The organism is Polymorphospora sp. NPDC051019 (assembly GCF_040683055.1).
In the GTDB taxonomy this organism is placed as follows: domain Bacteria; phylum Actinomycetota; class Actinomycetes; order Mycobacteriales; family Micromonosporaceae; genus Polymorphospora; species Polymorphospora lycopeni.
In genome coordinates, this window is the sequence record NZ_JBFBCH010000001.1 from 133,733 (window position 1) to 147,246 (window position 13,514).

The window sequence follows — 13,514 nt, forward strand, 5'->3', positions numbered from 1 at the left end:
TTTCAGAGGGTCTTCTCGAACCAGTGGTCGGCGTACGGCTCGTCGTTGTACGCGTCGATCTCGCGGTATCCAGCCGCCTTGTAGAGGCCGACCGCCTCGACCAGGGCACGGTGGGTGTCGAGCCGGACCGTACGCACCCCGGCCGCGGCGGCGTGGGCCTCCAGTTCGGCGATGAGGCGACGACCGAGTCCCAGCCCCCGTACGGCGGGTGACACCCACATGTGCTTCAGTTCGGCGTACCCGTCGGGCCCGGGCGGCACGGTGCCGGGCGGCCCCGGGCGCAGCCGGAACGCGCCGCAGCCGACCGGCTCGTCGTGCAGGGTGGCGACGAGCAGCAGCCCGGCCGGCGGGGTGATCTGGGTGTGGTCGGCGGTGCGGCTGACGCCGGGGTCGAAGCCCTCCTCGAAGCGGCCGGCGAGTTCGGCGAAGAACGCCTGGAGGCAGTGCCGCACGGCCGGGTGGCCGGGGTCGACGGGGTCGATGCGGACCATGGAGGCGGTGAGCAGGCGCTCGACATCGGCCATGGCGGTGACGAGGCGGTCGCGCTGGTGCTCGTTGAGCGGCTGGAGTATCGAGGCGGCGAGTTCGTCGGAGCGCCGGTCCAGTTCGGCCAGTTCGGTCCGGCCGTCGGCGGTGAGCCGGACCTCGCGTACGCGGCCGTCGGCGTCGGCCGCCTCGACGACGACCAGCCCGTCGGCCTGTAGTGCGCGCAGCAGCCGGCTGAGGTAGCCGGAATCGAGGTCGAGGCGGGCGCGCAGGTCGCGTACCTCGCTGGCGCCGGTGCCGATCTCCCAGAGCAGCCGGGCCTGGCCGAGCGGCCGGTCGCGGGAGAGAAAGGCGTCGTCGAGGGCGCCGACGCGTTGGGTGACGGTCCGGTTGAAGCGCCGGACCTGTTCGATCCACTCAGCGTGCATTCTCTGACTCTAGTCAGAGAATGTCGGCCGGATCAACGGTGTCCGCCCGGGACCGCGTCACGGTCCCGGGCGGACGATCGGGTACGGCTACGGATAGTTGGTCAGGTAGACCGTGGGTGTCGTCGAGTTCGCCGTCGGACCGGTGTCGTTGATGATCCGGTTGATGGTGCCCACGCCACCCAGCGACACGGTCACCATGTTGGTGAAGCGGACGCCGGGCCGGTTGGGCACCTCGAAGGCACGGTCGGCCACGATGGACGCGTCGGAGGTGAAGACGCAGTAGCTGCCGAGGCCCCACGCCTGGTGGGTGTCGACGGTGTCGGCCACCTTGTACGCGGCGTAGCCGCGCGACGAACCGTTCATCCAGGCCGCCTGGTTCGGCGGGTCGTACGGCATCTCGTTCTGGTAGAAGTAGGTCCGGCCACGGTTGCCGTTCCAGATGGTCTGGTACTTCTGGTAGTGCTCGACGAAGAGGCCGTACATGGTGACGTCGTCACCGTTGACGATCAGTCCGGTGTCGGCGGTGTTGACGGTCCAGCCGACGCCCGCGCCGTGGTCGGCCCGCCACAGCCACAGGTGGTCGCCGATCACGTCGTCGCTGTTGATGGTCAGCGTGGTCGTGGCCCGGCCGACGCCCGGGCCGCCGATCCGGAAGAAGACGTCGTGCAGCGAGATCGGGTTCGCCGAGTTGTCGGCGGACGAGCCGGGCGGCCCGACCTCCATCAGCATCGGCGAGTTGACCTGGTCGGCCTCGAACATGATGCCGGCCACCTTGACCCCGCCGACGTCGGCGACCTTCATCGGCACGACGCCGCCCTGCGGCTGCAGGGTGGCCAGGCCGAGTCCGAGTACGACGGTGTCGGCGCGGTTGATCTGGATGGTCTGGTCGACCCGGTGCACGCCGGGGGTGAAGAGCAGGTTCTTCCCCTGGGCCAGGGCCGCGTTCACGGTCGCCGCGGCGGTGCCGGGCCGGACGATGAAGAACTGGCTCAGCGAGATGGACGTACCGACCGGGGTCTTGCCGTACCAGCTCGTGCCCTGCGAGTTGGTACGCAGCCCCGGCACGAAGACCCGGTACTCACCGGTGCCGTCGACGTAGAGGAACGGCTTCTCCCGTACGACCGGGGTCTGGTTGATCACGGTGTGCGAGGGGTTCGGGAAGTGCGGCGGCGGGGCGCCGGTGACCCCGGTGAAGACCATGTTCCAGACCGATCCGGTCCAGGCGCCGAACTCGCTGTTGCGGGAGAACCACTGCTGCTGCGAACCGGAGACCACCAGGCCGTCGATCTTGGTGTCGGCCATCAGGCCACCGCTCGACCAGCCGTCGCCGCCGTTCCAGAGCTGGATCTGGTTCTGGCTGCCGCGCAGGTGCATCCGCCGGTACGGCGCCGCCTGCGACACCGCCCACCGCTCGACCTGCACATTGGACGGCAGGGTCACCGACAGGTTCTCGGCCGCCCGCCAGAAGTTCTGGGTTGCGTTGCCACCGAACCAGTCCGCCTCGACGCGTACGTGGCCGTTGAGGTTGACGTCGTCGGGTGAAAAGCCGAGGCCGGCGACCTGGGTGAAGAAGCCGAGGTTGACGTCGGCGGTGTAGTTGCCGGGCTTGAACAGCACCGCGTAGCGCTGCGGCCCGAACTGGTTGGTCTCCTGGCCGGTGAAGATCGTGTCGAGCCGGCTCTGGATGGTCGACGTCGGCGTCGACGGGTCGAACACGAACGTGTTGGGGCCGAAGTTGGGGTTGCGCGGGTCGGTCGGCTCGACCGGATCACCGCCACCGCCTGTCGTGAACACCCTGAACTCCCACAGTGAATAGCCGTATCCGGTGCCCCGCGCGGTGCCGTACATCCGAACGTAACGCCCGGAACCGGTCACGTTCAACGTCTGCGTACCGCCGGCACCGGTCGTCGTGGAATAGATGCTCGTCCAGGTGTTGCCGTCATTCGACGTCTGGATCTGGAAGGCCCGGCCGTACGCCCCCTCCCACGCGAGCACGACCTGGCAGATGGTGCGGGTCTGGCCGAGGTCGACGCGCAGCCACTGCGGGTCGGTGAACTGGCTCGACCAGCGGGTGCCGGTGTTGCCGTCCACCGCCGCCGACGCGGCCATGCCGGCGCTCTCGGCCGACGAGGCGGTGGCGGGGCGGCCCTGGGCGGCGTTCGTCGTGCCGCACGCGCCGGGCGTCGGGGTCGGGGTCGGGGTCGGGCCGCCGCCGAACGTGCCGTACACCTCGAACTCGTAAAGCGAGTAGCCGTACCCCGACGACCGCACCGTGCCATACATCCGCACATACCGACCCGTGCCGCTGACATCAAGCGACTGCACACCACCCACACCCGACGTCGTCGAGTAGATCGACGTCCAACTGTTGCCGTCATCCGACGTCTGAACCTGGAACGACCGCGCGAACGCACCCTCCCACCGCAACACCACCCGCGACACCGACGCCGACGATCCCAGATCAACCCGAACCCACTGCGGATCAGCCCACACCGAACCCCACCGCGAACCCGGATCACCATCGAACGCATTCGACGCCGCCAGATCCACACCCTGCACCGACGACGCCAACGCCGGCCGATCCAACGACAACAACGTATCCGCGGCACTGGCCGCGGTGACCGAGCCGACGACGCCGACCGCGGCCAGCACGGCGGCAAGGGCCGCCGCCAGCACGGCACCGGGGCGTCGGCGGCGGCGTCGGGCATTGGGTACGGGGAGTGCTCCTGTTCTCATGTCTTCCTACCTGTCGTGACGAGGGGCATCCGGTCGGGATCCGCCGGACGGGGACGGGAACAAGATTGGAGAGCGCTCTCCAACAGAACCCGAGTGTTGCGCCGGACCACGGCCCACGTCAATACGTGTCCGACCTTCCGGCCGCGCTCTCCCAGGTCGGCGCCGGCCGCGCCCCGGACATTGACACCCGTCGCCAAGACTCGGAGACTGGCGGGCGAGAGCGCTCTCCCATCAGCGCACCGAGAAGGTGATCGTGATGCACCGGTCGACCACTCCCCCCGTCGTCGCGGTCGCCTGCCTGGCCGCGCTGCTCGCCGGCGGCTGCGCCACGACGAACGGCGGCGCACCCGGCGCGGACCCCGGACCGCCCGCCGCGGCCACGCCCTCGACCAGCTTCAACGGCACCGACCTCGCCTGGGTGCAACTGATGATCCCGATGAACGAGCGGACCCTGCCGCTGCTCGAACTGGCCGTCGCCCGGGGCACCGATCCGGACCTGCGCCGGCTCGCCGGTGAGATCCACGCCGCCCACCTGGCCGAGCTGACCCGGCTGCGGCACCTGCGTACCCTCGCCGGGCTGGACGGGACCAACCCGCACGAGGGTCATGACATGCCGGGCATGGTGACCGCCGTGCAGCTCGACGCCCTACGGGCCGCCACCGGCGCCGAGTTCGACCGGCTGTTCCACGACCGCCTGCGCGAACACGTCGACCAGTCGGCCCGGGTCTCGCGCGGCGAGCAGGAGTCCGGCGCCGACGCCGCGACCGTCGCGCTGGCCGGGGAGATGACCCGGGCCCGCACCACCTACCTCACCCGCCTGGACCAGCTCACCGCTCCCTGACCCACCCCGCAGCGCGCCGGCGCGCGCCGGGCGCGCCCCCGCGCAAGATCCGCGTGATCAGGGAGTTTGCGGCCCGGCACGCCGGCGACACGCCGGACCTACTCCCTGATCACGCGGATCATCGAGGGGGTTACGGGAGTTCGTAGTCCTCGTTCAGGGCGGCGCCGGCCTGCGGGTTGTACAGGTCGAAGCCACGGGCGTCGCACTGGAGGCCGCCGCGGATGCAGTGGTTGACCAGGGCGGCCAGGGTCGGGGGCTCCCAGGCGTTGAAGAAGTCGTAGTGGAACGAGTAGCCGCGTCCACTCGACAGCCGCACCTGGGACATGTCCCCGCTGACCGGGAACGCCATCTTGAACTCGATCATCGGCACGGCAACCGGGTGGCTGGTCGGGCAGATCCCGTTGACCGGGTAGGCCATGTGGCTCTTGTGGTCAGGGGTGTCCAGCCAGCGCCCGTCCCAGCAGCTCGGCGACTGGTAGCGCACGTTGAGCTGGGTGCCGGGCGGGCACCACGCCGGGAAGTCCGCGTTGTCGTAGCTGTCCCCGCACTCCCAGCCCTCGACCGAGCCGGCGATGAAGTCGGCGGCGGTGGCGGTCGGGCTGCCGACGACGTACCGCAGGCCGGGCGGGAACGGCCGGACGCTGGTGTAGTCGATGACCCCCGACTTGTAGTAGATGACCTGGTGGCCGGCGGGTGAGATGAGCTGGTTGCCGTTGTACATGGTCGGCATCCAGTAGCCGGACCGGTCCGCCGGCACCCGGCACGAGGTGCCGCCGGCCTGGAGCGACGCCAGCGTGCTGTAGGCGTTGGTCGTCGGGCTGCCCATGAAGGTGTGGTAGTGCGAGGCGCCCGCCAGGTTGGGGAAGACGATCGGGTCGTCCGGCAGGTGATGGGTCGGGGCGCAGTTCGCCTGGAACTCGCGGTGCTCCTTGTTCGGCGGGCGGTGCGTCGACGGCACCACACCGGTCACCGGCGGGTTGGCCGGCACGTACCCGTTGCCGGGCGGCGGGGTGGTCGGCGGGGCGCCACCCGTCGTACCGAAGACCCGGAACTCCCACAGGGAGTAGCCGTGCATGGTGCCCCGGGCGGTGCCGAGCAGCCGTACGTAGCGGCCGGTGCCGGTGACGTCCAGGGTCTGGTTGCCGCCGGTACCGGTCGTGGTCGAGTAGATCGTGCTCCAGGTGAACGTGTCGTCGGAGGTCTGGATCTGGTACGCCGTCGCGTACGCGGCCTCCCACTGCAACTCGACCCGGCTGATCGTGGACCGCGAGCCGAGGTCGACGCGGATCCACTGCGGATCGGCGGCGGCGCTGGACCAGCGGGTGTGGACGTCGGCGTCGAACGCCGCCGAGGCGGGGGTTCCGGCGCCCTGGTTGGACGAGGATGCGGCCGGGCGCCCGTGGGAGAGCAGGGCGGCCGCGGCGTCGGCGGAGTTGAGCGGGCCGGCGACGAGTGCCGAGGCGACGAGCGCGGTGACGGCCAGCGGCGCGACGAGCCGCCTGAGCCCTGGATACCGCGGGCGTGCCGCGATGGGGGTGGATGACATCAGATCTCCTGCGGGGTGTGATGGGAGGCGATGTGTTTGGAGAGCGCTCTCCAAAGAAGGTTACGCCCATGTTGCGAGACGTCAATACATCGATCTCTGCCGTATCCGCGCCGATTCGCGGCGATGGGCCGGGGGTGCGTGGTGATCGTTAGTCGTTCCGCCGGCACAGGTACGGCGTGTCGAGCTGCCGGACAGCTGATGATCACGGGTTCCCTGGCGGTTTGCCGAGGAAGGACCCCCGAGCGAGAACCGGGGCGGGTCAGCCGACGCGCAACTCCTCGACAGCCGTACTCGCCCGCAGGAAGAGCAGCCCGACCGCGGTCATGAACAGCACCGTCGCCACCCCGCCGGCACCGAACACGAGCAGGTGGTCCCACAGCACCGGAATCGCGCGCACGGACTCCTCGGACCGGGCGCACACACCGTCGACACAGCCCTCCATCCGGACGACGCCGACCTCGGTCGCGATCCCGCGGGGCAGCAGCGCGCCGACGACCAGCGCGAGCCCGACCGCCGGTACGGCCGGGGCCGCCACCTGCCAGACGATCGAGGCGGCCAGGGTCCGGCGGGGCACACCGGTGGCGACGAGCATGGCGTAGGCGCGGCGCCGGGCCACGATGCTCTCGGCGAGCGCGACGAGCAGGCCACCGGCCGCGATCACCACCCCCACCCCGACAGCCAGGTCGACCAGGTCGAGGGTTCGGGAGTAGAAGTCCGAGCCGCTCGGGTCGTACGGGTAGCCCTGCGCGGCGGCGTCCGCCCGGCTGGCCTCCTCCTGCACGTCGCGGCCGGTGGTGATCCAGGCCCGCACGCCGGCCGCGCCGCCGGCGAAGAGCATGCAGGCCAGTAGCGCGGCCAGGGTACGGCTGCCGGTCCACGGGTCGGCGACGAGCCGCCGCGCGGCGAGCAGCGTCGCCGGTCCCCGGCCGATCCGGAGCAGCAGCCGCCCGGCGGTGTACGAGAGCCATCCGGTCCCGAGAATCACGCCGGCGGCGGCGAAGAGTGCGCCGAGGAAGAGCGCCAGGGGTGCCAGCCAGTTCGGCACGTCCTGCTCGGCGAGCCAGCGGCTCAGCGGCATCAGGGTGACGAACGGGGCGGCGCCGACCGCGATGAGGATGCCGGGCCAGGGCGCGGGTGCGCCGGTACGCCCCGACCGCCGGACGACCCCGAGCGGGCCGACCACGACCCGGCGCATCAGCAGTGCGGTGACCAGGGCGGCGAGCAACGGCAGCCCCACCACGGTGGCGACGACCCCGGGCCCGGCGGGCAGCACGTCGGTCGGCAGCGGCAGCTGCCCCCGCCTGTCCGGTCGGTGCAGCAGTTCGTGGCCGGCGAGGAAGACGCCGAGTCCGGCGAGGGTGCCGAGCAGGGCTGCGATCCCGGTCTCGGCGACCGCGACCAGCACCGCCTGCCGGGGCGAGGCACCGGCCAGCCGGAAGCCGGCCAGCCGCCGCTCACGGGCCGGCGCGCCCACCCGGAAGCACTGCCCGGCAAGGGCCAGGATCGGGATGGTCAGCAGCACCAGGGCCAGCGCGGTGCCGCCCCGTAGCCCGGGCTCGCGCAGCAACGCGTTGGAATACTGCGTCGACAGCCGCGCACCGGTCTCGTCGGCCACCGCGAGGGGCGTCGAGATCGCCAGGACGTTCAGCGCGGCAAGTACGGCGAGCGTCGCGAGCAGCATGCTGACGGCGGTGAGCACGACCCGCATGAGGTCCGTACGGGTGCCGGCCAGGGAGAGCCGGAGCAGGACCGACGGCCTCATCGCGGGTACCGGACGGACGTGGCCAGGCCGAGGCCGGTCGGGTCGATGCCGCCGTCGCGCATGGTCACCTCCCGGGTGGCGTAGCCGGCCACCTGGACGTCGTGGGTGACCAGGACGACCGTCGTGCGCTGCTCGCGGGCGAGCCGGACCAGTTGGATGAGCACCTGCTCGCCGGTGAGCGAGTCGAGGGCACCGGTGGGTTCGTCGGCGAAGAGCACCCGTGGCTCGGTGACCAGGGCACGGGCGACCGCGCACCGTTGCTGCTGGCCGCCGGACATCTCGCCGGGCCGGGTGTCGGCCAGGTCGGCGACGCCGAGCCGGTCGAGCCAGGTGAGCGCGGCGACGCGGGCCTCGCGCCGGCCGGTGCCGGCGAACAGCAGTGGCAGGGCCACGTTCTCGGCGGCGGTCAGTTCGGCGACGAGCTGACCGAACTGGAAGAGCACGCCGAACTCGGTACGGCGCAGCCGGGAGCGGGTCGCCTCGGGCAGGGCGTCGACGCGCTGGTCGCGGTAGCGGATCTCGCCGGCGTCGGGGCGCAGGATTCCGGCCAGACAGTGCAGCAGCGTGGACTTGCCACACCCGCTCGGCCCGGTCACCGCCACGATCTCACCCTCGTCGACGTCGACGCTCACGCCGCGCAGAGCGGGTGTGTGCCCGTACGACTTAACCACTCCTCGTGCCCGCAGGAAAGTCATCCCCGTATCTCCCGGTGCAGTTCGGTGACGCGGTCGAGGGTGTTCTGCACCCAGCGCAGGTCCGCGTCGAGATGGACGATCGCGTAGTCGGCGGCGACGACCTCGCCGAGGCTCGCCCCGGGATCGGTCTTGACCGCGGTGAGTTCGCGCAGCCGGTCGACGTGCGCCTGGCGCTGGGCGACCAGGTAGGCCCGCGCCCGGTCGGCGCCGGAGACCAGGATCGCGACGACGACCTTGACGAACAGGGCGCCGGTGACGAACGGCGCCGGCCGCTCGACGGTGGCGAGCCAGTCGGACAGCGCGACCTCGCCGCCCTCGGTCAGCCGGTACGACGTGCGGTCGGGTCCACCGTCGCGGTCCTGGCCGGCCGGTTCGACGAGGCCGTCACGTTCGAGCCGGCCGAGGGTGGCGTATACCTGGCCGTAGGCCACCGGTTTGACCCGGGGCAGCCGTTCGTCGTGGGACCGCTTCAGCTCGTATCCGTGCTGCGGGCCCCGGCGAGCAGGCCCAGCAGCACGTGTGCCGTCGACATGCGGGCCACTATTCACTGAATGAATAGCTGACGTCAAGCGCGGGCCAGCGGCCGGCGGGTGTGGTCGGCGGGTCAGGGCGCGCTGTCGCGGCCGAGCAGCAGGCGGGCGACCACGAGCTTGGTGACCTGGGCCGTGCCGTCGCCGATCTCCAGCCCCATCACGTCGCGCATCCGCTGGCCGAGCGGGCTCTCGTCGCCCCAGCCGTGCTGGCCGAAGGTGAGCAGCGCCTGGTGGGCCGCCTCGAACGCGGCACGGGGCGCCCACCACTTGGCCATGTTGGCGGCCAGCCGGTGGTCCTGCCCGGCGTCCTTGCGCCACAGTGCCTCGTACGCCAGCAGCCGGGCGGCGTGCAGGTAGGTGGCGTGTTCGACCAGCGGGAACGACAGGCCCTGGAACCGGCCGATCGGCTGGCCGAAGGCGTGCCGCTCGCGGGCGTGGTCGAACGCCTCGTCGAGGGAGGCGGAGGCGGCGCCGACGCAGATCAGGCTGATCAGGGCGCGGGAGTAGTCGAAGCCGCGCATCACCTGCACGAAGCCGAGGCCGGGGCCGGCCACGACGTCGTCGGCGTCGACCGGCAGGGCGTCGAAGGTGAGTTCGGCCCGGCCGGCCGAGCGGTTGCCGACGTCGGTTGTCGTACGCCGGGCGACGTGGGCGTCGTCGAGCTTGGCGTAGAAGGCGGTGATGCCGTGCGGGCCGGCCGCGCCGGTGCGGGCGAAGACCAGGCCGTGGGTGGCGTAGCCGCCGAGCATGATGGAGCTCTTGACGCCGGACAGCCGCCAGCCCTTGTCGCCGTCGGGTTCGGCGCGCATCTCGACGGCGGCGGCGTCGGTGCCGTGGTCGGGTTCGGTCAGGCACAGGGCGACGATCGCCGAGCCGTCGGCGATCGGGGACAGCCAGCGGTCGCGCTGGGCCTGGTCGCCGTTGGCGGCCAGCACGTCGGCGATGAGGGCGGCGTTCAGCGCCGGGTAGCAGGCGTTGAAGTCGGCGCGGGCCAACTCCTCCAGGGCGACGCCGGTGCTGACCGCGTCGCGGCCGAGCCCGCCGTACCCGGTGGCGATCCGCAGCCCGAGCAGGCCGGCGCCGGCCAGGTCGGCGTAGAGGCCGGGGCGGGGGGCGCCGCGGGCGTCGGCGGCCTGGTAGTCGGGTGCGACGTGGGTGGCGGCGAAGGCCCGGATCCGGGCGCGCAACTCTTCCTGCTCGGGGGTGAGGTCGAAGTTCACGCGGCCACCGCCGGTCCGTCCGGGGCGCCGTCGGCCCGGGCCGGGCCGGCCGCGTACCGTCCACTGAGGATGAACTTCTGGATTTTGCCGGACGGGGTGCGCGGCAGGGCGTCGACGACCTCGACCCGTTCCGGCCAGTACTGCCGGGCCATGTCCAGCGCGCCGAGGTGTGCCTGGAGGTCGGCCACGGTCAGCGGCGCGTCGGCGACCAGGACCGCGCAGGCGCGTTCGCCGAGCCGCTCGTCGGGATAGCCGATCAGGGCCACGTCGCGTACGGCCGGGTGGCGCAGCAGGGCCGCCTCGACCTCGACCACCGGGATCTTCTCGCCGCCGCGGGAGATGACGTCCTTGACCCGGCCGGCGATGCGGATGCCGCCGTGGCCGTCGTCGCGGGCCAGGTCGCCGGTGTCGAACCACCCGTCGGCGTCCACACACGACTCGTACAGTTCGGGGCGCCGGTAGTAGCCCAGGCACTGGTTGGCGCCGCGGACGAGCAACCGGCCGGTCTGCCCGGCGGGCACCGGGTCGCCGGCGTCGTCGGCGATGCGGACCTCCATCCACGGCGGCGGCGAGCCGTCGCTGCGGGTGGCCAGGTCGGGCGGGTCGGCGGGCCGGGTGATGGTGACCGTGCCGTTCTCGGTCATCCCCCACAGCGCGTAGACCCGGGTGCCGAGCACCTCCGCGGCCCGTTCGGCGACGACCGGGGCGATCGGGGCGCTGCCGCAGGCGAAACTGCGCAGCGACGAAAGGTCGCGCGGCGCGCGGCGCTGGGCGTCGATCAGGTCGACCAGGAAGGTCGGCGCGCCCATCGAGAAGGTGACCCGCCGCTCCTCGATCACCCGCAGCATCAGGTCTGGCCGCCAGGCGTCGAGTTGCACGGCGGTGGCGCCGAGGGTGAGCGGCATGAGGAAGCAGTAGGCGAATCCGGCCTGGTGGGTCAGGGGCGAGCCCATCGCGATCACGTCGTCGCCGGTCAGGCCGAGTGCCTCGTATTCGGTGCGGACCAGGGCGTGCAGCGTGTTGTGGGTGTGCATCACGCCCTTGGGCTCGCCGGTGGTGCCGGAGGTGAACATGATCTGGGCGAGGTCGTCCGGGAGAGCCTCCGGGTGGTCGGCGTCGGCCGGCAGGTCGGCGCGCAGGAAGGCGGCGGCGAAGTCGACCACCGCGGGGTCGCCGCCGGTCCCGGGCGGGGTGGCGGGGGCGTCGAGCAGCACCCGGTGGCGCAGGCCCGGTACGGCCCGGGCCACCTCGGCGGCCAGGTCGGCGTACGAGAAGTCGCGCAGCCGGGCGGGAGCGACGTAGACAGGGCTGCCGGTGAGGCCGACCATGTGCTCGACCTCGCGGCGCCGCATGATCGGGATGACCGGGTTGACGACCGCGCCGAGCCGGAAGGTGGCCAGGCACAGGGCGACGAACTGCCAGGAGTTGGGCATCTGGAGGGTGACGACGTCGCCGGGGCCGACGCCGAGGTCGCGCAGTGCGGCGGCGAACCGGCCGGTGTGGGCGAGCAGTTCGGCGTAGGTGACGGTCTCGGTGGGTGCCCCGTCGGCGTGGTAGCAGACGACGGCCGGCTTGTCGGGGTGGCGGCGGGCGCCGTCGCGCAGGTCGTCGAGGATGGTCCGGTCGCGCCACCAGCCGGCCGCCCGGTAGGCCGGCGGGCTGTGGTCGGGCAGGGGGGTCGTCATCGGGGGTCGCCTCCTGACGTGGAGCGTCGGCGGTGCCACCTCGCGGCGGTGGGGGTGTCGCCAGTGGACCGCCCGCCCATCCTGACCAACACAGCGTGATCAAGCAAGAGCCGACCGCGATCAAGGACTTTCGCAAAAAAGATTGCCTGCAACGACCAGCATCAATGCAAGATCTGCAATCAACAGGAAACTTGCGGACTGGCAATTGTTAACGACCCCGCGTAACGTCGCCGAGCGTATCCCGCCCACCACGCGGAGCAGGGCCCGACTCTGACCAGGAGAAGGTTCCGATGTTGACCCACGGCGACAGCGCCACCAGTCCCCCGACCATCGGTCCGCCCGGCCCACCGGCCGTCCTCGGCGGCACCCCCATCCGGACCCGCCCCTGGCCGACGTACGACAAGGGCGACGTCTGGATCAGCGAGGCCGACGAGCAGGCGGCCATCGGCGCCATCCGCGAGCGGCGCTACTTCCGCTACGACACCCGCCCGCACGCCGAGACCCACACCGGACGGTTCGAACAGGGCCTGTGCGACTACTTCGGCGTACGGCACGCACTGGCCTGCGCCAGCGGCACCACCGCGATCGCGCTGGGCCTGCTCGGCCTGGGCCTGCCGGCCGGCTCCCCCGTCGCCTGCCCGGCGTTCACCTTCGCCGCCACGCCCAGCGCGATCCTGCTCGCCGGCCACCGGCCGGTCGTCGTGGAGTGCGACGAGGACCTGCACCTCGACCTCGATGACCTGCGCCGGGCGCTCGCCGAGGGGGTCGCCGCCATCGTCGTGGTGCACATGCGCGGCTTCGCCGGCGACATGCCCGCCATCTGCGCCCTGGCCGCCGAATACGGCGTACCCGTGATCGAGGACGCGGTGCCCGCGCTCGGCGCCGCGCTCGACGGCCGTCCACTGGGGACGTTCGGCCGGGCCGGTGCCTTCTCCACCCAGTCCGACAAGGCCCTCAACACCGGCGAGGGCGGCTTCCTGCTCACCGACGACCCGGAACTCTACGCCCGCGCGGTGGTGTTCAGCGGGGCGTACGAGGGGCGGCTGGCCCGGCACTTCGGCGGCGACCGCCCGCCCGTCGACGACCTGGCCCACCCCATCTTCGGCGTACGGATGGACGAGATCCGGGCCGCCCTGGCCGGCGCGCTGCTCACCGGGCTGCCCGCCAAGCTCACCGCCCACCACCGCAACTACGCCCACGTGGCCGCCGGCCTGGCCGACCTGCCCGGGGTGGCGCTGCGCCGGCCGGTGGCCCCGGGCGCCTACCTCGGCGAGGCGCTGGTCTTCCGGCTGCCGGGCGCCACGGCGGCCCAGTCCGCGTGGTTCGCCGCCGCGATCCGCGCCGAGGGGATCGACGCCCGCGCCCTGGCCGACCCGGGCGACACCAACGTACGGGTCTTCTGGAACTGGCGGTTCCTGGTCGGCCCCGACCCGGCCGCCGCCCGGGCCCGCTGGCCCAGGACCGCCCGGCACCTCGACGAGGCCATCGACATCCCGCTGTCGGCCAACCTCACCGCCGACGACTGCGACCAGCTCGTCGCGGCGGTGACCCGGGTGCTGCCCGCCCTCCCGCCCGGCTGAAC

At 72.2% G+C, this 13,514-nt stretch carries 9 protein-coding genes and 1 pseudogene; 2 read left to right on the forward strand and 8 right to left on the reverse strand.

The annotated features are described in order from the left end of the window. Positions 1 to 2: 2 nt before the first annotated feature. Positions 3 to 914 carry a bifunctional helix-turn-helix transcriptional regulator/GNAT family N-acetyltransferase gene (locus AB0M79_RS00585; RefSeq protein ID WP_364206363.1) on the reverse strand — a complete coding sequence of 304 codons (912 nt, stop codon included), beginning with the start codon at positions 912 to 914 and terminating at the stop codon, positions 3 to 5. A gap of 87 nt (positions 915 to 1,001) precedes the next feature. Beyond that, entirely contained in the window at positions 1,002 to 3,650 is a 2,649-nt protein-coding gene (locus AB0M79_RS00590) for a discoidin domain-containing protein (RefSeq protein ID WP_364206365.1), read from the reverse strand. A gap of 256 nt (positions 3,651 to 3,906) precedes the next feature. Between AB0M79_RS00590 and AB0M79_RS00595 the strand changes: the two genes are divergently transcribed. Beyond that, entirely contained in the window at positions 3,907 to 4,491 is a 585-nt protein-coding gene (locus tag AB0M79_RS00595; RefSeq protein ID WP_364206367.1) for a DUF305 domain-containing protein, read from the forward strand. 130 nt (positions 4,492 to 4,621) lie between these two features. Here the strand turns inward: AB0M79_RS00595 and AB0M79_RS00600 are convergent, their stop codons facing one another. From AB0M79_RS00600 to AB0M79_RS00625, 6 genes and pseudogenes are all read right to left on the reverse strand, one after another. Next, positions 4,622 to 6,037, reverse strand: a complete 1,416-nt coding sequence (locus AB0M79_RS00600; protein ID WP_364206369.1) for a DUF1996 domain-containing protein — start codon at positions 6,035 to 6,037, stop codon at positions 4,622 to 4,624. Positions 6,038 to 6,296: 259 nt separating this feature from the next. Beyond that, entirely contained in the window at positions 6,297 to 7,799 is a 1,503-nt protein-coding gene (locus tag AB0M79_RS00605) for an FtsX-like permease family protein (RefSeq protein WP_364206371.1), read from the reverse strand. Continuing rightward, entirely contained in the window at positions 7,796 to 8,494 is a 699-nt protein-coding gene (locus AB0M79_RS00610; protein ID WP_364206373.1) for an ABC transporter ATP-binding protein, read from the reverse strand. The genes AB0M79_RS00605 and AB0M79_RS00610 overlap by 4 nt, the downstream gene beginning before the upstream one ends. Then, a pseudogene (locus tag AB0M79_RS00615) lies at positions 8,491 to 9,026 on the reverse strand (PadR family transcriptional regulator). Before AB0M79_RS00615 ends, AB0M79_RS00610 begins: the two are co-directional and overlap by 4 nt. A 72-nt stretch (positions 9,027 to 9,098) precedes the next feature. Next, a complete protein-coding gene (locus AB0M79_RS00620) occupies positions 9,099 to 10,247 on the reverse strand; it encodes an acyl-CoA dehydrogenase family protein (RefSeq protein ID WP_364206375.1) in 1,149 nt (382 codons plus the stop codon). Then, positions 10,244 to 11,932 carry an AMP-binding protein gene (locus AB0M79_RS00625; protein ID WP_364206377.1) on the reverse strand — a complete coding sequence of 563 codons (1,689 nt, stop codon included), beginning with the start codon at positions 11,930 to 11,932 and terminating at the stop codon, positions 10,244 to 10,246. The genes AB0M79_RS00620 and AB0M79_RS00625 overlap by 4 nt, the downstream gene beginning before the upstream one ends. Before the next feature lie 290 nt (positions 11,933 to 12,222). Here AB0M79_RS00625 and AB0M79_RS00630 point away from each other — a divergent pair, with 290 nt between their 5' ends. Continuing rightward, positions 12,223 to 13,512 (forward strand): aminotransferase class I/II-fold pyridoxal phosphate-dependent enzyme, encoded by a 1,290-nt coding sequence (locus AB0M79_RS00630; RefSeq protein WP_364206379.1) that lies wholly within the window; start codon positions 12,223 to 12,225, stop codon positions 13,510 to 13,512. The last annotated feature ends 2 nt before the right edge of the window (positions 13,513 to 13,514 follow it).

Coding starts and splice junctions, on each gene's coding strand:
- AB0M79_RS00595 (WP_364206367.1), top strand. CDS start 3,907: ATGCACCGGTCGACCACTCCCCCCGTCGTCGCGGTCGCCTGCCTGGCC.
- AB0M79_RS00600 (WP_364206369.1), bottom strand. CDS start 6,037: ATGTCATCCACCCCCATCGCGGCACGCCCGCGGTATCCAGGGCTCAGG.
- AB0M79_RS00590 (WP_364206365.1), bottom strand. CDS start 3,650: ATGAGAACAGGAGCACTCCCCGTACCCAATGCCCGACGCCGCCGCCGA.
- AB0M79_RS00630 (WP_364206379.1), top strand. CDS start 12,223: ATGTTGACCCACGGCGACAGCGCCACCAGTCCCCCGACCATCGGTCCG.
- AB0M79_RS00625 (WP_364206377.1), bottom strand. CDS start 11,932: ATGACGACCCCCCTGCCCGACCACAGCCCGCCGGCCTACCGGGCGGCC.
- AB0M79_RS00610 (WP_364206373.1), bottom strand. CDS start 8,494: ATGACTTTCCTGCGGGCACGAGGAGTGGTTAAGTCGTACGGGCACACA.
- AB0M79_RS00605 (WP_364206371.1), bottom strand. CDS start 7,799: ATGAGGCCGTCGGTCCTGCTCCGGCTCTCCCTGGCCGGCACCCGTACG.
- AB0M79_RS00585 (WP_364206363.1), bottom strand. CDS start 914: ATGCACGCTGAGTGGATCGAACAGGTCCGGCGCTTCAACCGGACCGTC.